Annotated in this window: 16 protein-coding genes; all 16 read left to right on the top strand. The window is 47.5% G+C overall.

What is annotated here, in order from left to right; genetic code table 11:
- Positions 1-227: 227 nt before the first annotated feature.
- The 16 genes from AWU77_RS09490 to AWU77_RS09415 all read left to right on the top strand — a co-directional run bounded on the left by AWU77_RS09490 (position 228) and on the right by AWU77_RS09415 (position 19,438).
- Positions 228-1,487 carry a methyl-accepting chemotaxis protein gene (locus AWU77_RS09490; protein WP_062062296.1) on the top strand — a complete coding sequence of 420 codons (1,260 nt, stop codon included), beginning with the start codon at positions 228-230 and terminating at the stop codon, positions 1,485-1,487.
- A 9-nt stretch (positions 1,488-1,496) separates the two neighbouring features.
- Positions 1,497-1,859 carry a response regulator gene (locus AWU77_RS09485; RefSeq protein ID WP_062062293.1) on the top strand — a complete coding sequence of 121 codons (363 nt, stop codon included), beginning with the start codon at positions 1,497-1,499 and terminating at the stop codon, positions 1,857-1,859.
- Between the two features lie 28 nt (positions 1,860-1,887).
- Positions 1,888-2,193: a lipid asymmetry maintenance protein MlaB gene (locus tag AWU77_RS09480; protein WP_062062290.1), complete on the top strand. Its 306-nt coding sequence runs from the start codon at positions 1,888-1,890 to the stop codon at positions 2,191-2,193.
- A gap of 12 nt (positions 2,194-2,205) precedes the next feature.
- Positions 2,206-4,407 carry a chemotaxis protein CheA gene (locus AWU77_RS09475; protein ID WP_062062287.1) on the top strand — a complete coding sequence of 734 codons (2,202 nt, stop codon included), beginning with the start codon at positions 2,206-2,208 and terminating at the stop codon, positions 4,405-4,407.
- Positions 4,404-4,913, top strand: coding sequence for a chemotaxis protein CheW (locus AWU77_RS09470; RefSeq protein WP_062062283.1), 510 nt, complete (start codon positions 4,404-4,406; stop codon positions 4,911-4,913). Before AWU77_RS09475 ends, AWU77_RS09470 begins: the two co-directional genes overlap by 4 nt.
- Positions 4,914-4,953: 40 nt before the next feature.
- Complete coding sequence (locus tag AWU77_RS09465) at positions 4,954-6,621, top strand: methyl-accepting chemotaxis protein (protein WP_062062280.1); 1,668 nt, start codon at positions 4,954-4,956, stop codon at positions 6,619-6,621.
- A 126-nt stretch (positions 6,622-6,747) separates the two neighbouring features.
- Complete coding sequence (locus AWU77_RS09460) at positions 6,748-7,581, top strand: protein-glutamate O-methyltransferase CheR (RefSeq protein WP_238582366.1); 834 nt, start codon at positions 6,748-6,750, stop codon at positions 7,579-7,581.
- A gap of 5 nt (positions 7,582-7,586) precedes the next feature.
- On the top strand, positions 7,587-8,084 hold the full coding sequence (locus AWU77_RS09455; protein ID WP_062062274.1) for a chemotaxis protein CheD: 498 nt from the start codon (positions 7,587-7,589) through the stop codon (positions 8,082-8,084).
- A 128-nt stretch (positions 8,085-8,212) separates the two neighbouring features.
- Positions 8,213-9,259 (top strand): chemotaxis response regulator protein-glutamate methylesterase, encoded by a 1,047-nt coding sequence (locus AWU77_RS09450; RefSeq protein ID WP_062062271.1) that lies wholly within the window; start codon positions 8,213-8,215, stop codon positions 9,257-9,259.
- Positions 9,256-10,479: an EAL domain-containing protein gene (locus AWU77_RS09445; RefSeq protein WP_062062268.1), complete on the top strand. Its 1,224-nt coding sequence runs from the start codon at positions 9,256-9,258 to the stop codon at positions 10,477-10,479. Before AWU77_RS09450 ends, AWU77_RS09445 begins: the two co-directional genes overlap by 4 nt.
- Before the next feature lie 258 nt (positions 10,480-10,737).
- Positions 10,738-11,145, top strand: a complete 408-nt coding sequence (locus AWU77_RS09440) for a VOC family protein (protein WP_062062266.1) — start codon at positions 10,738-10,740, stop codon at positions 11,143-11,145.
- An 82-nt stretch (positions 11,146-11,227) separates the two neighbouring features.
- Positions 11,228-12,115 (top strand): hypothetical protein, encoded by an 888-nt coding sequence (locus tag AWU77_RS09435; protein ID WP_238582365.1) that lies wholly within the window; start codon positions 11,228-11,230, stop codon positions 12,113-12,115.
- 72 nt (positions 12,116-12,187) lie between these two features.
- Entirely contained in the window at positions 12,188-13,705 is a 1,518-nt protein-coding gene (locus AWU77_RS09430; RefSeq protein ID WP_152625325.1) for a hypothetical protein, read from the top strand.
- Positions 13,706-13,853: 148 nt separating this feature from the next.
- A complete protein-coding gene (locus AWU77_RS09425; protein WP_193747521.1) occupies positions 13,854-16,208 on the top strand; it encodes a YfiR/HmsC family protein in 2,355 nt (784 codons plus the stop codon).
- Positions 16,209-16,415: 207 nt separating this feature from the next.
- Positions 16,416-18,608 (top strand): TonB-dependent siderophore receptor, encoded by a 2,193-nt coding sequence (locus AWU77_RS09420; RefSeq protein ID WP_062062257.1) that lies wholly within the window; start codon positions 16,416-16,418, stop codon positions 18,606-18,608.
- Positions 18,609-18,643: 35 nt separating this feature from the next.
- A complete protein-coding gene (locus AWU77_RS09415) occupies positions 18,644-19,438 on the top strand; it encodes a citrate/2-methylcitrate synthase (protein WP_062062253.1) in 795 nt (264 codons plus the stop codon).
- Positions 19,439-19,440: the final 2 nt, after the last annotated feature.

Here is a 19,440-nt window from a genome sequence, read left to right as displayed (position 1 = left end):
CGGCGCATCGGATAAGTTTCCGGTGCGCCGTTTTTTTATTGCGTCTATTGTTAAATGTAGTATCCCCCTTTCACATACCTCTGTCTGAGTAGATTCACTCAGGCGTGCCGTTTTGACACCCATATAAACCCCGTCTATACCTAGTTAACCTACATAGCAGCAACGTGTGCAGCAATAACAACGAACACTACTCTGCATCTTGCGATTGAATTTGATGGACTCTACCAATGAATACCAGTTATCCAAATGGGAAGTCTCCCAGTTTTAATTCATTTTCAGACACTCAGCGCGGCTCATCTCACTTGCTAGTGCTGGGGGCAATCGCGGTTCTGGGAGTGTTAGGGTTGTTGCTCGTTTTTCTCGCCTCGTTCGCGATGTTTTGGAAAGCCTTGTTGGTATTGCTTGTGCTGGCTGCCGCCGGGATTGCTGTGTCGCAAGTGATACAAGCCTCCAAGCGCGAAGATGAAATGCAAAGTTCGTTGGCGCAAGCGCAAGGTGGGCAGCAGCTCGCGCAAATGTATCGCCCACTATTGGAAAATTATCAGCATCTACTAAAAGAAATCTTACCGCTATGGCAGCGCCAAACTGAATTGGCGCGCCACCAGTTAGAAAATAGCATCACTGAATTGGTGGGGCGTTTCTCTGATATTCACCAGCGCCTACAGGCGGCAGTGGCAAGTTCATCTACCACAGCGATCAATATGAAAGGCGATACTGGTTTGAGTGGAGTGATTCATTTTGCCAACGATGAATTAGGTCAAATCACCCATACCTTGCGCCAAGCGATTGAGCAGCGCGATGAATTGCTCTCGGAGATTTCCGGTCTCTCCAAAATTACCGTGGAATTAAGTGGCATGAGTGCAGAGGTTGCCGGCATAGCATCTCAAACCAATTTGCTTGCGCTCAATGCAGCGATTGAAGCTGCGCGGGCTGGCGAATATGGACGTGGATTTGCCGTGGTAGCCGATGAGGTTCGCACTCTGTCCACGCGTTCGGGTGAAACCGGTGCGCGTATTGGTCGCCGTATTGAACAAGTTAACTCCACCCTGCAAACCACACTTGATCGAACTGCCGAATATGCCGCTGAAGATAACTCGCGCTTGGTGAAATCTGAATCCTCAATCGCGCAGGTGCTTGAGCAGTTTCAGCATTCCAGTGAAAGCATTTTGCAATCGGCGCAAGTGTTAGAGCACGAAAGCGCGGCAGTGCAAGCCAGTGTGGAAGAGGTCTTGGTAAATTTGCAATTTCAGGATCGTGTCAGTCAAATTTTAGGCCATGTGATTGATGATATGGAAAAACTGGTAGGCGCTATCGCCGATCAGGAGACTCGTCTGCGTCATGGCGAACCGGTGATTGCAATCGACACTGGTCAATGGTTGCGCTCGCTGCAAAAAACCTACACCACTTTAGAACAGGTTGATGTGCATCGCGGTAGCGGTTCCGCACAATCCAAAGGCGCCAATAATTCAGAAATAACGTTCTTTTAGGAGTAGTGAATGTCCAAAGTAATTCTCGTAGTTGATGACTCTGCCAGTGTAAGGCAGGTGGTAGGAATTGCCCTGCGCGGCGCTGGTTACACTGTTGTGGAGGCGAGCGACGGAAAAGATGCACTAACTAAACTGGATGGGCAAAAAATCAATTTGGTCATTTCCGATGTGAATATGCCGAATATGGATGGCATTACCTTTTTGAAAGAAATGAAAACCAAAGCCAATTATAAATTTACGCCGGTGATCATGCTCACCACAGAAGGTGCGGAAGATAAAAAACGCGAAGGCCAGGCGGCAGGTGCCAAAGCCTGGATTGTAAAACCTTTCCGCCCTGAACAAATGTTGCAAGCGGTTTCGATGCTGATCTGACCGGTGTTATCTCTAATAGGAAACGGCCATGAATATTTCGCGAAAAAAGAGCAAGGATACCTCGACACTGATCTTTGAGGGCGACCTTACTATTTATTACGTTGCACAGATTAAAGATGAATTGTTTGCCGATTACGAAAAGTTGGCAGACAGGGTTGCGTTTGATTTGTCCTCGGTGGGTGAGATAGACACGGCGGGTGTGCAGCTGCTGCTGTTTGCGAAAAAGTTTTTTTCTTCTGTGCGTAGACCATTGTTTATCAGCAAAAGTAATGAGTCGGTAGAAAGTGTACTGACTGCGCTGGATGTAAACACGCAATTTGCAATCGAATCATAAAGGAACTACACCATGAACCTCGACGGTGCTTTGCAGACATTCTTCGCAGAGGCGGAAGATTTTCTCAACTCTATGGAGGCAGCACTGCTGCGCATGGATGAGGGCGATACAGATATGGAGACCATCAACGAAATTTTTCGTGCAGCGCATACGATTAAAGGCTCGGCGGGTTTGTTCGGGCTCAATGATATTGTCAGTTTTACCCATATTGTTGAAAACGTGTTGGATCGCGCGCGCGACGAAAAAATTGTTATCAGCAGTGATCTATTAAGTATTTTTCTACCTTGCCGCGACCACATTGCTGTGCTGGTAGAAAATGCGCGGCAGGAGCAAGAAAACGATGCAGCGTGCCTTGCGCAAGGCAAGGCATTGCTCGATTCATTACAGCCTTGGTTGGAAGCAGCACCACAACAAGTTGCGGCAAATGTACCAGCCGCGAGCGTTGCAACCACACATGCAAGCAACAGTGATGTGGAAACCAATCACGAAGCTTGGCATATCTCCGTTCGCTTCGGCCCGGATTTGCTGCGCAATGGCATGGATCCTTTGTCGATTTTGCGTTATCTACGCACATTGGGCGAGATTAGCCATATCACCACAATTACCGAGCATCTGCCCGCGTTCGATGATTATGACCCTGAGCAATTGTATCTCGGTTTTGAAATAACTCTCATAAGTAATGCCTCTCAGCAGCAAATCGAAGACGCTTTCATGTTCGTGCGAGAAGAGTCAGAGTTAAAGATTATTCCGCCGCGAAGTAATATCGAGGCCTATGTCAATTTAATTAAATCCCTACCTGAAAACACCCAGCGCTTGGGGGAAATTTTAGTAAAAAGTCACGCGATCACTTTTCAAGAGCTGGAAGCGGCATTAGCAACACAAAAAAGTCAGGCGAAAAGCAGTGGCGCAGTGGGAATGCTGGGTAATATTTTAATCGAGGAGCAGTCGGTTCCAGCGGAAATTGTTAATGCCGCACTCGATAAACAAAAGAAAGTCAGCGAGAAAAAAACCAGCGGCGAAAATCGTTTTATCCGCGTTGATGCAGAGCGCTTGGATATTCTGATTAATCTGATTGGCGAGTTGGTTATCAATCGCCAACGGGTCGATTTGCTGTCCTCCAAAATGGGCAATCCCACGCTAATTGAAGCGGTAACTTCAATGGGGAATTTTACCGAGGCAATCCGCGATGCAGCACTTACATTGCGCATGGTTCCCATTGGCGATACGTTTCAAAAGTTCAAGCGTGTCGTGCGCGATACCGCAAAATCAATCGGCAAAGAAATTGAATTGGAAATTGAAGGTGCTGAAACCGAACTTGATCGCTCAATGGTGGAAAAGTTAAATGATCCACTGATGCATATTGTACGCAACGCCATGGATCACGGTATTGAAGCTATAGCGGTACGTCAGGAGCGAGGCAAATCCAGTTCTGGCACCATCAAGCTGACCGCACGCCACGATGCGGGCAACATAGTGATAGGCATTCATGATGATGGCGGCGGTTTGGATATTGAGCGCATTCGAAAAAAAGCGATTGCCAACGGCATTCTTGAAGAGGGTGAGCATCTTACGCGTCAGGAGCTGTTTCAATTAATTTTCCACCCGGGTTTATCTACTGCGGAACAGGTTACTAATTTGTCCGGGCGCGGGGTGGGGATGGATGTTGTAAAGCGCAATATTGAAGAGTTGCAGGGCGGCATTGAAATAGAAAGTGAAGTTGGCGTTGGCACCAGCTTCAGTATTCGCTTGCCCTTGACGCTGGCGATTATCGATGGCTTTCATGTTACTGCTGGCCACATCGATTTTATTGTGCCGCAAAACACCATTCTCGAATGTGTAGATTTAAATTCGCTGATGCATGTGCAAGGTCAGAACTGTGTGAATCTGCGCGGTGAACAGGTGCCTTACATTCGCTTGCGGGAAATTTTTTCACTGGAACCCAAAGATCACAGCCGTGAAAAAATTGTGGTGGTGCAATTTGGCGAGAAGCGTGCAGGCATAGTGGTAGATGAGCTGCATGGCGAGATTCAAACCGTAGTAAAACCTATGGGGCCTATATTTCAGGCGCTCAAAGGCATTGGTGGTTCCAGTCTGTTAGGTACAGGGGCAGTGTCACTCATCCTCGATGTCCAGCAATTGATTGGCTTTGCTATTAATCGTGAACATTTACGCAACAACGCTTTTTCAGTGAGCGCGCAGGAGCAGGAACAATGAATCAGCCCAGCAGACAAAAAAAGGCTCAGTCAGTAGAGGTGATCAAACAATACCTGACGTTTCGAATTGGCAATGAAAACTATGGTTTGGAATTGTCGCAAACGCGGGAGATTATTGAGTACAGCGGCATTACTGAAGTGCCACTGATGCCTAATTTTCTTCGCGGTGTGATCAATCTGCGCGGTGAAGTGGTGCCGGTGATTGATTTGGCGGTGCGGCTGGGGCGCAAACCTATCGAAGTACAAAAACGAACTTGCATCATTGTGGTTGAGTTACAGAACAGTGAACAGAATCATGTGTTGGGTTTGCTGGCAGATTCGGTCAGTGAAGTAATTGATATGAATGATGACAATATTGAGGATGCCCCTTCATTTGGAGCCAATATTCGCGCTGATTTTATTCAGGGGATCGCCAAGCGCGATGATGAGTTCGTCGTGCTGTTAGATGCTAATAGCGCTCTTTCCATCCGCGAGCTGGCGCACTTGGTTGAAGCGCAGCTGCAATAATTTTACATACCAATAACTCAGCGGTTTTGAGGGAGTAATCATGTTTAGCAATCTCACGTTAAAATTTAAAATTATGGTGCTTAGTATTTTGATTGTACTGGGGCTATCTACTTTAGGGCTCACGGCATATTTGCAAATCAGTTCTTACAACAAGGTGGTTGATGAAACCTCAGCAAGCGTTCAGTTAAGAGCCGATTTTTTAGCGGAAATTGAACGTGCAGCTATTGGGTTTAAAACCCAAGTGCAAGAGTGGAAGAATATTCTATTGCGTGGCAATGATCCGGATATGTTCTTAAAATATGCAGAAGGATTTAATAAGGAAGAAAAGGCCGTGCAGGGGCTTCTAGCCAGTGCGATGGCGCTGCAAAAGGATGATCAAGAATCGGTAGCTGCAATTGTTGCATTGCAAAAAGAGCATGCTGAATTGGGTGGGCGCTATCGTGAGGCGCTGCAAAAATTTGATCAGGAAAATCCTGAAACAGGTAAGTTAGTTGATAGAGCAGTTAGCGGTATGGATCGCGAAACCAGTAGACAAATGGAAGAGCTTGCCACTAAAACACTGGCAGATTTTGAGCAATTCTTAAAAGATTCAGATGCTAAAACTGAGCAGATTTACAGCAATACTGTGCGTTTGTTGTTGATTATTTGTTTGGTGGCTTCGGCAATTATTATTGCAGTGATGACGCTCATTTTTCGCGATATGTTCAAGGTTTTGGGTGGTGAGCCTGCTTATACCGCCAGCGTGGTGTCGCAGGTCGCCGATGGTCACCTCAATATTGATATACAACTAAAACCGGGTGATAACAGCTCACTGCTTGCCAGTGTTGCCAATATGAGCAAGCAGTTGGCGGAAATTATCGGCGATGTACGTAGTTCTGCAGATGCACTCTCATCTGCCTCCGAAGAGGTAAATGCCACAGCACAATCATTGGCAAAAGGCGCGTCAGTGCAAGCGGCGAGCGTGGAAGAAACCTCTGCGTCTATGGAAGAGATGTCAGCCTCTATCTCACAAAACAGTGAGAACGCAAAAATTACCGATGGTATGGCTCAAAAAGCTGCGCGCGATGCTGCAACCGGTGGTGAAGCGGTAATGGGCACCGTTGAGGCAATGCAAAAGATTGCCGAGCGCATCAGTGTGATTGATGACATCGCCTATCAAACCAATTTGCTCGCGTTGAATGCGGCAATCGAAGCTGGGCGCGCTGGTGAACACGGCCGTGGTTTTGCCGTAGTCGCGTCGGAAGTGCGCAAATTAGCGGAGCGTAGTCAGGTGGCCGCGCAAGAGATTGGCACACTGGCATTGGATACAGTTAAGCGGGCAGAAACGGCCGGAACTATGCTCAAAGACATGGTGCCCGCTATTCGCAAAACGGCTGATTTGGTGCAGGAAATTGCCGCTGCCTCGTCTGAGCAGAACGCTGGTGTAGCCCAAATAAATGGAGCTATTGGTCAGGTAAGTCAGACCATGCAGCAAAACGCAGCCGCATCAGAAGAGTTGAGTTCTACTTCGGAAGAAATGAGTGCGCAAGCGATTCGCTTACAAGAGTCCATGACCTACTTCAAATTGGATGGGCTCAGTAAAAGCACATCATTCAAAGCGTCTGCGAAAAAGAATCTGCCACCGGAAAATAAGCCCAAGTCCGGGGCAGCTAAAAAAGTACATATTAGTGATGATGAGTTGGACAAAAATTTTGTGCGATTTTCGTGAGATGGAGTTATTGCCAACCAGAATGTATGCATTTGTTTTGCGGTAGTAAATCAGGCGCTTCACATTGGTTGGCAATAAGCGGCGCACAATAAGGTGGCTGACTGTGCGTCGATAAAAGTTAATAAGATGAGTCTCGCTATGGAAATGGACAACACTACTCCCATCCCTTCAGACAAAGAGTTCCAGCTGTTTCAGCGGCTAATTCAAGATAAGTTGGGAATTTTTTTACCCGCCCAGAAAAAAGCGCTATTGAGTAATCGTTTGTGGAAACGTCTGCAGGCATGTCAGGTTAAAGGATTTAGTGATTATTATCGTTTGATTCAAAGCCCGCAGGGAAAAACCGAGTTGAATCTTGCGTTAGAGTTGATCACTACGAATGAAACCTATTTTTTTCGCGAACAAAAACATTTCGATTATTTGCAACAGGAAATCTTACCTGCATTGAGGCCGGGTCGTAATTTTCGGGTGTGGAGTGCTGCATCGTCTACTGGGGAGGAACCTTATAGTATTGCCATGCTGCTGAAGGATCGCTGTCAAAGCGAGTGGGAATTGTTGTGTTCGGATGTCAATCGCACGGTGGTCGAACAGGCAAAAGTGGGTATTTATCCTGAAATGCGCACCAAAAATATTCCACCAGAGTATTTGCGCCGTTTTTGTCGTAAGGGGGTTGGGCCGCAGCAGGGCAATGTGCGGGTAACCGCTGAGTTGCGCGAGTCGGTACATTTCTTCACGTTAAATTTGCATGAGGATTTTCCAGATATAGGAAATTTTGATTTAGTGTTTCTACGCAATGTGCTGATTTATTTTGAAAACGAAAACAAAACAAAAATTTTGGAAAGAATTGCGGAAAAATTAAACCCTGGCGGAATTTTGTATGTTGGGCATTCGGAGAGTTTACATGGCATCAGCGCGCGATTTGCGCCGGTTAAGCCCGCTATTTATCGTTTGGTCGGGCGGTGAGCCTTATGGCCGTTGCGCCACTTATAAAGCCATTACACAGCGTCCATCCAGGTGAGTGGTATTTCGGTGGTGAATATGAGCGGTTACATACAGTGTTGGGTTCATGCGTCGCGTTGACCGCATGGCATCCTAAATTGAAAATTGGTGGCTTGTGTCACTATTTACTCGCGACTGAACCAAAGAAAAAAAATATTCCAGTCCAAGGGGCTGTTGGCGATTGTCGCTATGCCGTTCATGCTTTGGCGCAGATGAAAAAGTCAATGTTGGCACATGCCGATATTGCTGAGTATCAGCTTGGGCTTTTTGGCGGTGGTGATATGTTTGCCTATCGCACCTCAACTTCAATCGGGCAGGACAATATTGCCTATGCCTGTCAGTGGCTGCGGCGCGAAAAACTTCAACCCATTCAAACAGATGTTGGCGGCGACATCTCCCGGTCGCTGATGCTGGTTATGTCTACGGGTGAAATTCAGTTAAAACATTATCAAATGAATCAGCGTTGAATCATTGAAATAACGGTGTGATCGTCAATACTTGGTTAATTGCAGTCTGGCCGTCGCAAGTGCTGTGTTTGGTCTTCAATGTTCGGTGAACTGGTCGATTCATTTAACGCGCTGAAAGTAGAGAGATTATGACAATTGATGTGATGGTAGTAGATGATTCAGCCGTTGTGCGCCAAGTGCTGAGTGGTGTGCTGAATGAAGCAGCGGATATTAATGTCTATGCCACCGCCTCTGATCCTATTTTTGCCCAGCAACAAATGCAAAAAAAATGGCCCGATGTCATTTTGTTGGATATTGAAATGCCGCGCATGGATGGCTTGACCTTTCTCCGTCAACTTATGCATGAGCGGCCGACACCGGTAATTATTTGTTCCTCCTTAGCGGAAAAAGGCGCTGAGCTGACGTTGCAGGCCTTGTCGGCAGGTGCGATTGATGTCATTACCAAGCCCCAATTGGGCGTTAAAGATTTTCTTCTTGAAGCAAAACATTTGCTTTGGCAAACGGTGAGAGGTGCGGCTGGCGCACATGTCGCGCGGCGTGGAACTGCTGTCAGCGCTAAAAAAGCTGCTCCCTTGGCACCGGCTTCAGATTTAGTCAGTATGGCCGCGACCACGGATACGATCATCGTGATTGGTACGTCAACCGGCGGCACTCAAGCATTGGAAGAAATTCTCAGCAAAATTCCCCGCACTTGTCCGGGCATCGCGGTGGTACAGCATATGCCTGAAAAATTTACCGCAGCGTTTGCCAAGCGCTTGGACGGGCTCTGTGAGGTGGATGTAAAAGAGGCGGAGACAGGTGACCGGTTGATTCCCGGGCGCGTATTAATCGCACCGGGTGGACATCATCTTGAAGTACAGCGCTCGGGTGCGCAGTATGTCGCCAAAGTATTTCGCGGCCCAAGTGTGAACCGGCACTGCCCTTCAGTCGATGTGTTGTTTCGTTCAGCGGCGCGCGCAGCCGGGCGCAATGCAATGGGTATTATCATGACCGGAATGGGCGATGATGGCGCAAGAGGTTTATTGGAAATGCGGCAGGTTGGTTGTAGAACTATCGCGCAAGATGAACAGTCCTGTGTTGTGTTTGGTATGCCTAAAGAGGCAATTAACCTCGGGGCGGCAAAGGAGGTTATGCCCTTATCGCAAATACCTGCAGTTCTGGGGGGCAAGGCATGAAGTCAGCGATTTCCGAGTTGAGTGTGTTAGTTACTGACGACAGTCTGACCCAGCGTCAGTACGCAAAAGAGTTGTGTCAGGATTTGGGCGTGAATGATCTTCATGATGCGGCCAATGGTGTTGATGCGCTGCAGGTGCTTGCTGCGCGCAGTGTGGATGTGGTGCTGATTGATCTTGAAATGCCGATTATGGACGGTGTTGAGCTGATTCGTTCGATGGCACAAAACAAGTGTACTAGCAGTGTGATTATTCTCAGTGCCAAAGACCCTATTTTAATCGCCAGTGTTGGCACTATGGCCGAAGCCGATGGTTTGCATGTGCTCGGCACTTTCCAGAAACCGCTGCTACCCGATGCACTAGAGTGCAGTCTGTTGCGCTTTATTCAGGATGCAAAAAGCAAAGCATCCGAGCCCAAAGTTGCGCCGGAAAATGATGTCACTGCGGTTGAGTTGGGGCAGGCACTTGCCAATGGTGAGTTGACCTTGGCGTTTCAACCCAAGCTCACAGTGCAGGGGTTGATGTTGAAAGGAGTTGAAGCCTTGGCGCGTTGGCGTCATCCACAAAAGGGCACCATCTCACCTGGTGTGTTTATCCCGCTGGCTGAACGCCACGGCATGATTGATATGCTCACCCGGCATCTATTGCAAGTTGCCTTTCAGCATAAACAGACTTGGCAAAATTATGGTTTGCGTTTCAATCTTGCGTTTAATTTATCGCCGCTGTCATTAGCGGATTCCGATATGGTTGATTGGTTATGCAAGCTCGCGGAAGACTATGGTATAGCCCCTGCGGATGTAACATTTGAAATTACCGAAAATGCTTTGTTGGGCGAATTGGCCAGTGCCATTCGCACTTTGGCACGCTTGCGTTTGAAAGGTTTTCATATTGCAATTGATGATTACGGCACTGGTTTTGCGAATGCGCAGCAATTATCCCGTGTGCCTGCGACCGAATTAAAAATCGATCGCTCACTGGTGCATCGCTCTGCCGCTCGCCCACAACAGTTAACGATTTTGGCTAGCACGGTTGAGTTGGCTAAAAATTTAAATCTGACAACGGTTGCGGAAGGAGTAGAGACGGAAGAGGATTTTCACATTATCCATTCGTTGGGGGTCGATTTGGTACAGGGGTATTATTTTTCTAAACCCTTATTTCCCGATGACTTATTGGCGTTCATTAAAACCGGCTTAAGCCAATTGCGACGGCAACAGCGCAAATAGATATCTTTGAATCCCGGCTAGCCCGGGATTTTTTATGGCCGCAATTTGCGCCACTATGCCGGCATGGGCGAGAGTTGGGTGCGATGGCTGTTCAGACAGGATACAGCTAAAGCGGGGCAGCATAAGCACGGGCCATCTGGCTTGGGTAAAAACCATCGTTTTTACAAGGCGGAAGGTTATACTAAAACCCTGTTGCCCTTGCCCGCCCGGCGGATAGCCCAGTTGAGTGGTGTGGCGTTAACGTAAAGCGAGTGATTCATGACGTCTGGCGCGCCGGTTTTACAAGCAGTTCACCATGTTGCACTGATCTGTGTGGATTATGAAAAATCCAAACACTTTTACGTCGATGTTTTAGGGTTGCAGATTATTGCAGAGCATTATCGCGCGGCGCGCGCCTCGTGGAAGTTGGATTTGGCTTTACCAGATGGCACGCAGCTGGAATTGTTTTCCTTTCCCAATCCGCCGGCACGCCCATCGCAACCTGAGGCCTGTGGTTTGCGTCATCTGGCATTTGTGGTGCGCGACCTGGATCAATATATCGCCTGGTTAGCGTCTCACCAGATTAATGTGGAGCCGGTGCGTATTGACGAGTACACCTTAAAGCGGTTTACATTTTTTCAGGATCCAGACGGTTTACCGTTGGAGCTGTATGAGTTACCTGAGTAAGGTTCTACCCAATAACTTTTTTACATGAGAAAAGCCTGTGTTGAAAAATTGGTTGCTCGGTAGTTTGTGTTGGATTGGTCTCATGGCTACTTCCGGGGCGGTTAACGCGCGAGAAGTAGTCATTGCATTTGATCACACATTGCAAACGTCCACCTCGCTGGATGCTATGGCGCGTTCACAAATGCTGGTGCGAAATTTGGCAACAGCAGGTGTTCCGCAAGCGATGTTTTTAATTAAAACCAAAGGTATTGATCAAAAAGACAAAGCGCGTTTGGCTCTTTACAGCGATAAAGGGCACCTATTGGTAAACGCCGGGCATGGCCACAGTTTGGTAACCAAAAGCGATCTCTATGCTTACGAAGTTGGCATCCTTAAAGCTAATCGGGTGCTGCAGGCTTATCGCGGTTATAAAAAACATGTTCATTTTTCTTATCTACACGAATACGGCGATGTGAATCTTCAAAATGGGCTGGCGAATTTTTTGCAGGCGCGCGGTTATCAACCTGCATTTACCGGTATAAACCCTATGCGCGGGGTAGATCAATATCTGGACCAGTTGTATCAGAAAAAAATTCGCGCTAATCGCCCAGTGAATATGGCCACACTGGAAGATGCCTATGTCGATTTTATTGCGCAGTCGCTTGCGCAGCAGGATGCCAAAGCGTTTAACCTGTTGGGTTATTCGCCAAGGCAAGTGCTGGTATTGCAAGAAAATGATTTGGCTGCCTATTTTATTGTTGCCCTGGTAGATCGCTTGCACGAGCAGGGTTGGACAATGATCGCCGCTGAGCGCGCCATGAATGACCCGATTGCCAACCCGATTGCAGCCAACCGCTGGGGGGCGAATAACTATTTAAATTCCATAACACGCCTGCGCGATGAGCGTGTTGTTTATGCACGTGTCTTGGGGGAGCGCAAAACAATGGTCGATTCTTTCTTGCAGACTAGAGTCCCAGGGCTAGTTGAATAGAACTGGCAATGGCTTGTTGAAATTTATGTTTACTGTTAACCACGATTGATGATGAAGAGCTACGAGATCAACATGTTGAAAAAAATCGCGAGTGTTTTAGTTGTATCCACCATCAGCTTGACGGCTGCTTTTGCCGGGGCGCAGCAAAAGTCGGTGATTTTTAAGAGCGGATTTGAAAATGACGCAGAGCAAAAAAAGTGGGCGCTGATGTATGGCGCAACTTTTTCCAAAGAGCAGGCGCGCACGGGCACTGGGGCATTACAGTTTGAGCAAGGTGAGGCGTCGGTGCGTTTGCGTACTCATTTAAGCGAGCAGGGCACATTGGAGTTTTGGATCAAAACCTCATCGCCTGCGGCGCAATATAAAATCAATGTTCTCGTCGCGAGCAACCAAAATAGCGATAGCGGTTGGGTGCGGGTGGGGCAGATACAGGGCAGCAATGATTCAGCCGAATATCATGCAAAGCGTATTTCAATTGACGATCCGGGCAAAAAATATCTACGCCTTGATTTTGAGGTGACCAATGGTCAGGCTTGGATCGATGACTTGAGCTTGGAAAAAATTTTGCTGGACACTGCACTGCAAAAAAATCAGGAAAAAGTGATTGCTGAAGTGTTGGGCAAATTGCGTGACGACAAAAACTATCAGGTGCAAGCCGATGCATTGCGCACGCTGGGTAAAAACTACGCTGCGCAAATTGATGTGCAGCGCCAGTATTTGGAGTATGCCAATGGCATTTACTCCAGTGTGACTCTGGTGTTAGCAACCTCTGAACGCGGCAAGATGGCCAATCCACTCGGCTATCAAACGTTTAAAGGTATAGTGAATGATGTGCGCTTGGTGGCATCGCCACTGCAAAAAGCGCGTATGGACTCACTCTTGCGCCCCTTGGGTGATATAGCTACTGCAACACTCAACGTAATGACACAAGGCGCTTATGCTGCGTTTGCCGAACCCTTTAAAACTATTGTTGCCACTGCATTTGATAAGGTCGCCTACGAGAATGCGGGTATTGACCGCAAGGCGCGTAAATTTGCAGAAGCTAATGGCTTGAAAACCTTCACTAAAGTTGAAGGCTTTATGACCGAGGTAGAAAAAGAACTAAATACGGTGCTTGCACTGGACAAAGATTTGGTCGATATCCAGCGCGAAGTGGATAAGTTTCGCAAAGACTTGGATAAACACCTGAAGGAATCACTAATCGCCGGAGGCATGGGGCGTGGGCAAGAAAATTATAATCGCGTGTTGAGCAAAGATGAGCCTACGCGCAGCGCAGCGTTACAAGAAATTAACAATTACTTTTTGGTGCAGGCTGAGAGCTATCAAAATCACTCAAGCTCCAATACGGAATTTGTGCAATTCATGATGAAAGCGACGGGCACTATGGAAGAGACGCAAGTCTTTAAAGAGCGGTTTAATCAAATTGCCTCTTCGGTCATTACATTTTATGACAAGTTTGATCGCTCGGTAGCCAAAGATCAGAACCCCTTTACCGATGAAAAAGATCGTGCACTCTGGGAATCCCATGCGGTAAAAGTGCGCAGTTATATCCAGGAGTCTAAGGCAGCCTTTGCCAAGGCTTATATGTAGTTCGCCTTGTGTTGTGCGTTCGCACTGATTAAAGGCTCCTGCGGGAGCCTTTTTGTTTTTTGCGATGGGGGGAATTTGCAAGACCTATCAATAGCTGAATGAACAGGCTATGCTTCAGTGGTTGAAAATAGCGATAAGACTTACTCCGATGTTAATGAAAACCTTCCTGTCAGTCGTCGTTTTGTGCCGCCCTTGGTTGCAACCGCTGGGCAGGGCGCAGACAGTGCTATTTGCGTTACTTTCCTCTGCCATCTTGCTTCTGCTCAGTGCCAGCCCAGTATGGGCGCAGGGGCTCAACAAAGAAAAAATTACCGCCTCCTATTTATACAACTTCGCTAAAAATATTGAGTGGCCCAATCAAGCCACAATGACCTCATTCGATCTCGCGGTTTATGGTGCGAACAATCCTGCGCTAATGGCAGAGCTGGCGGTGCTACGCGATAGAGTCAAGTTGCGCAATTTACCCATTCGAGTTACCCAGGTGAATCGGGTGAGCTCCCTCGCGCAATACCATATGGTATATGTTGAAAAGGTGAACGCCAAAACTATAACGGATATTTATGATGCGCTAGAAGGCAAGCCGGTATTACTGGTGACTGAGTCCTATAATAATAAACAATTGGTGATGATTAACCTGATTACTACCGATAATGACCGGCTTAAATTTGAAGTTAATAAATCCAATATTATTAATCACGGTTTAACACCTTTACCGGAATTAATTTTGAATGGCGGCACTGAAATTGATGTTGCCAAATTGTATCGTCAAGGGCAGGCGTCTTTGGTTGCGCTGCAAAAACAATTGCGTGGGCGCGAGAAAACGCTGAATGAATTAACTACTGCCATTAAAACCCAGCAGGCAATGAACGCCAGTTTGCAGGCGCAAATGGCTGAGTTGAATCAGGGCATTGAAAAAAGTGACGCCTTGATTGCACAACAAAAAATACTGCTGCAAGACCAGCAAACTCAAATTGAAACGAGTAAACAAGAGCGTGAAGCGCTGTTGCATGAAGTGGATTTGCGCACTCAAGAATTGGATGCGCAGCAAGCGCACTTGCGTACGATTTTGCAAGAGATTGATGCGCGAGAAAAACGGCTCACTTATTTAAATTCGAAAATTAAAACCCAAGAGGAAACCATCCTCAAACAAAAAAATGCCATTGTAGATTTGGATGAGCTGGTCGATTCGCAAAAAGTGGCACTGCGCTATTTATGGGGCTCAGTGATTTTGGGCGCGCTATTAATTATCACTGTATTGATTGCCTATACCATCAAGCGTCGCGATAACCAGCGCTTGGCGGCACACACGCAAGATCTGCAAATAGCCCGCGACCGGCTCGCCATTGCCAAGCGCAAAGCAGAGGATGCGAGTAAAGCCAAAAGTGAATTCCTATCCTTGATGAGCCATGAGTTGCGTACTCCCTTGCAGGCTATCATTGGTTATACCGAAGTGGTGATTGAAGAGTTAAAGCTGGCGGATGATGAGCATCATCTGAAAGATTTAAGTCGCGTTATTCTCAACAGTGAGCGCTTGCTAAAACTAATTAATGGCGTGCTGGATCTGGCTAAAATTGAATCCGGGCGAATGGATTTGGATTTAACCGAAGTAAAATTATCAACGCTAGTTGATGAGGCACTTGGAACAGTGACGTCACTCGCCGAAAAAAATGCTATACAACTGCAAGTAGATGCCGATGATGGTGAGTTTTTGCCCTTGGCCGATCCGGAAAAACTACTCCACATATTGATCAATTTGTTGGGTAATGCGATTAAGTTTGCCCCCGGTGGTCAGGTGAGAATTAAGGCTTATCATCAACCGCAGCAAATTTATATCAGTGTGGCTGATACAGGTATTGGCATATCCCAGGAGCAGCAGGTCGCAATCTTTGATCCATTTAAGCAGGCCGACTCGGGTACCACGCGCAAATTTCAAGGCAGCGGTTTGGGCTTGTCCATTACTCGCCAGTTGTGTGAGTTGATGGGCGGTAAGATTCGCGTTGAAAGCGAGTTGGGCGCGGGAGCCAAATTTATTGTGGAATTGCCGCTACCAATGAAGCCTGCGACAGTGCAAACGCAACCCGCTATTGATGAAGATGCACCACCACTTGCTGTTGCTCCGTTAGTTCCCGCTGCAACGGGTGAACAAGTGGTGATGATTGATGATGACCCAGCGTTTCTCGACATAATGGCGCGCACTATTCGCGCAGAGGGTTATCAAGTCCATACCGCCAGTGATGCCGAAAGTGGATGGCGCCTAATTCAATCGATTAAACCCGATGTCATAACGCTTGATTTATTTTTACCCGATCAGCACGGTTGGATTTTATTTGAGCGAATTAAGGCCGATGCTGATATATGCGATATTCCCGTTATTGTGATATCCATGATTGAGGAGCGTAAGCGCTTTAATCGCCAACCGGCGGAAGAATATTTAACCAAACCGGTCAGACGCGAAACGCTCAAGCTGGCTATTGAGCGTCTGGCTCCGCGCAAGAATCCCTGATCTTTACGGAAACTCACATTTTCCCGCTTTGCTTTAATGCAAAGGTGAACTATCTTTAGTCATCCTTAGTGCTAAAAGTACTTAGTCCCTCTTTGTAGATGATCAGCTTTTTAGTTGCGGCGTATCTTGGTGGCGAGTCTACATTGCCAGTAAGTTGAGTGATATTGTCAGCGGAATGACACCAACTCTGTTGAATAGGTTGTCATTATGCGTGCGAAAAAAATACGAACGACTTTATTGGCGTTGGTGTTTGCCTCTTGGGCAAATAGCCTGTGTGCTGAAACCGGGGATACTATTTCCTCGGGTGACTTCTATAATCTCTCGTTGGCCGAATTGGGTCAGATTGAAATCTCTATTGCCACGGGCAACAGTACACCGTTGGATCGTGCACCAGCGACAGCGACAGTTATCTCCGCAGAAGAAATTCTTGCCATGGGGGCGCGCAATCTCAATGAGGTGCTGGAGACAGTCCCTGGATTGCATGTCTCGATTTCTTCTTTGAGCCGGTTGGATTCGGTTTATTCCATTCGCGGCATTCATACCGGTTTAAATCCTCATGTCTTGTTGATGTTGAATGGCATACCTGTTCAATACAACGCTCAGGGCGGGCGGCCCACTTTGTTTCGTTTGCCTGCCGCCAGCATTGAGCGCGTCGAAGTTATTCGTGGCCCCGGCTCAGCAATTTACGGTGCGGATGCTTTTTCGGGGGTGATTAACGTTATTACTAAAGATGCATCAGTAATAGATTCAACTCGCGTGGGCGCAACCTCTGGATCTTTTGGCAGCCGTGAATTGTGGTTGGAGACTGCAACTAATTGGCACGCTGTGGATGTTGCATTCACTATGGCATACCAAAACTCGGACGGTGATAAGGAGCGCAGAGTAAGTGCAGATTTACAGTCTACGCTCGATTCCCTTTTAGGAACCAATGCCTCGCACGCTCCTGGTAGTTTATCCACTCGCTATGAAGTGCTAGATACGCATTTGGCGTTGAGCAGTGCGCAATGGCAGTTTAATTTTTGGAATTGGTTGTCGCGGGATGCTGGTGTTGGTGCAGGCGCTGCGCAGGTGCTTGATGCCGCCGGTAGTGATGACAGCGATTTATGGATGGCCGATTTTACTTACCGTTTTGATAACGACAATAGCGATTGGGACAAGAGCGTGCGGCTTAGTTATTTCCGCTATGACCAGGAATCTATGTTTACTTTGTTTCCTGGTGGTGCGGTATTGCCCATTAGCAAATTGACTGGCAATCAGGGAAATATTGATTTCTCCCAACCTAATGTGAGTTGGACATTATTTTCTGATGGCTTAATTGGCAATCCGGGTGGAACAACGGAAGATGCGCAATTGGATTATGTCGCCATCTTTAATGGCTGGGATTCGCATAAGGTTCGTAGCGCAGTGGGTGGGCGGGAACAATCGGCCACACCGCGTGAGCGCAAAAACTTTGGCCCTGGAGTGCTTACCGGATCAGAGATGATGGTTGATGGAACCTTGATAGATGTGAGCGGTACAGAGTACGCATTTTTATCCAACTACTCCCGTTCTATCGGCTATTTATCACTGCAAGATGAGTGGCAGATTACGAGTGACCTGCAATTGACCAGCGGAGTGCGCTACGATCATTACTCGGACTTTGGTTCTACCACCAATCCGCGCGTGGCTCTCGTTTGGGCCACCAATGAACGTCTAACGACTAAATTAATGCATGGCCGTGCATTTCGCGCGCCGTCGTTTACTGAAAAGGCGAGTAAAAATAATCCCGTATCTTTGGGGAACTCTGCTGTAGGCGCAGAGCGCATCGCCACCACCGAGTTGTCATTTAATTTTTATATCTCTGAACGTCTTGGAACCAATCTGACATTATTTGATTATCGCGCTTCAGATTTAATTGAATTTGTTCCCACTGACCTTGCCAACAAAATTGCTAAAAATGCCGGCGATCAACAAGGTGATGGTTATGAGCTAGAGCTAAACTGGCGCCCGCTTGATACTTTCTCGCTCGCCTCCAGCTACTCCTATCAAAATGCACAGGATCAAAGTACTGGCTTTCCTGTGCATGAGGCGCCAGCAAAACAATTCAAATTAATGATGAATTGGGAATTCTTGCCCGAGTGGTATTTGCATAATCAATATGCGTGGGTGGGCGAGCGCAGCCGTCGTCAGGCGAACCCCACTCTTCAAACTCCAGGTGATAGCCGCAGCCCAATAGCCAATTACAGCTTGTGGGATATGAATGTGCGCAAAGCTAATTTTTTACCCAATCTGGATTTGATGATTGCGGTGCGCAATGTCGCAGATACAGAGGCGCGCGAGCCGAGTAGCGGTGAAATTCCAGAAGATTATTTGTTGGAATCGCGCAGTATTTGGGTGGAGTTTAGTTATAGGTTCAATTAATTCTACATATTCCTAATCAGCGCGGGACTGTGCTAATGCAAGAGCAAAAAACCAATCAGGTGCGCAGCAGAAATGAAGCTTTTACCGAGCGAGCCAGTACGAAAATTTATCTTGAGCAACCCAGCAATGATAATCCCTACATCGCCAGTGCGGCATTTTGCCATGGTTATGATCTCAATGAGTTGATGGCAAAGCGATCGTTTACCGATGTGTTTTATTTGTTATTTCGCGGTGAGTTGCCAGCGCCGGAAGAAACTCAAATTTTGCAACAACTGATGATTGCGCTCATCAATCCCGGCCCGCGTCATCCGGCTACCCGCGCCGCGATGAATGCAGGTATTGGCAAAACCGAGCCTGCTCACATACTCCCGATCGGCGCCGCGCTGCTCGGCGGCGATCATCACGGCGGCGGCTTAGTGGAAGACGCGATGCGTTTTTTGCGCAAGCAACACAATACCGATGCTACTGCGTGTGCGGTGGATCATCTGCAATCCTCAACATCTATTCCTGGGTTCGGCGCTTATTATGGCGGTGTTGATCTGCTTGCATGCAAGCATGCCGCGCAGCTCGCGCAACTACCCGGTGCAGGTAAAGCCTTGCATTGGGGCAACCAGCTGAGTGGTGCGCTTGCAGCAAATGGTATGGGATGGTTAATGCCCGGAGTTGCCGCTGCGGTCTTATCGGATTTGGGCTTTCAGCCTAAAGCGGGTGTTTGTTTGTATCAATTAATGGGCGCGCCGGGTTTGGTTGCTCATGGGCTAGAGTTAGCAAATAAACCTATCACCGCCATGCCGTTTGTCTCCGATGAAAATTATTTTATTGAGCGGTGATT

Origin of the sequence: Cellvibrio sp. OA-2007, from assembly GCF_000953825.1 — a bacterium.
Lineage (GTDB): Bacteria > Pseudomonadota > Gammaproteobacteria > Pseudomonadales > Cellvibrionaceae > Cellvibrio.
This window is presented reverse-complemented; position numbering and strand designations above follow the sequence as displayed.

Bases quoted from the DNA above. Each gene is read 5' to 3' on its own strand.
- AWU77_RS09430 (WP_152625325.1), top strand. From the start codon at position 12,188: ATGTTGAAAAAAATCGCGAGTGTTTTAGTTGTATCCACCATCAGCTTG.
- AWU77_RS09450 (WP_062062271.1), top strand. From the start codon at position 8,213: ATGACAATTGATGTGATGGTAGTAGATGATTCAGCCGTTGTGCGCCAA.
- AWU77_RS09440 (WP_062062266.1), top strand. From the start codon at position 10,738: ATGACGTCTGGCGCGCCGGTTTTACAAGCAGTTCACCATGTTGCACTG.
- AWU77_RS09425 (WP_193747521.1), top strand. From the start codon at position 13,854: ATGTTAATGAAAACCTTCCTGTCAGTCGTCGTTTTGTGCCGCCCTTGG.
- AWU77_RS09475 (WP_062062287.1), top strand. From the start codon at position 2,206: ATGAACCTCGACGGTGCTTTGCAGACATTCTTCGCAGAGGCGGAAGAT.
- AWU77_RS09460 (WP_238582366.1), top strand. From the start codon at position 6,748: ATGAGTCTCGCTATGGAAATGGACAACACTACTCCCATCCCTTCAGAC.
- AWU77_RS09455 (WP_062062274.1), top strand. From the start codon at position 7,587: ATGGCCGTTGCGCCACTTATAAAGCCATTACACAGCGTCCATCCAGGT.
- AWU77_RS09465 (WP_062062280.1), top strand. From the start codon at position 4,954: ATGTTTAGCAATCTCACGTTAAAATTTAAAATTATGGTGCTTAGTATT.
- AWU77_RS09470 (WP_062062283.1), top strand. From the start codon at position 4,404: ATGAATCAGCCCAGCAGACAAAAAAAGGCTCAGTCAGTAGAGGTGATC.
- AWU77_RS09435 (WP_238582365.1), top strand. From the start codon at position 11,228: ATGGCTACTTCCGGGGCGGTTAACGCGCGAGAAGTAGTCATTGCATTT.
- AWU77_RS09490 (WP_062062296.1), top strand. From the start codon at position 228: ATGAATACCAGTTATCCAAATGGGAAGTCTCCCAGTTTTAATTCATTT.
- AWU77_RS09485 (WP_062062293.1), top strand. From the start codon at position 1,497: ATGTCCAAAGTAATTCTCGTAGTTGATGACTCTGCCAGTGTAAGGCAG.
- AWU77_RS09420 (WP_062062257.1), top strand. From the start codon at position 16,416: ATGCGTGCGAAAAAAATACGAACGACTTTATTGGCGTTGGTGTTTGCC.
- AWU77_RS09445 (WP_062062268.1), top strand. From the start codon at position 9,256: ATGAAGTCAGCGATTTCCGAGTTGAGTGTGTTAGTTACTGACGACAGT.
- AWU77_RS09480 (WP_062062290.1), top strand. From the start codon at position 1,888: ATGAATATTTCGCGAAAAAAGAGCAAGGATACCTCGACACTGATCTTT.
- AWU77_RS09415 (WP_062062253.1), top strand. From the start codon at position 18,644: ATGCAAGAGCAAAAAACCAATCAGGTGCGCAGCAGAAATGAAGCTTTT.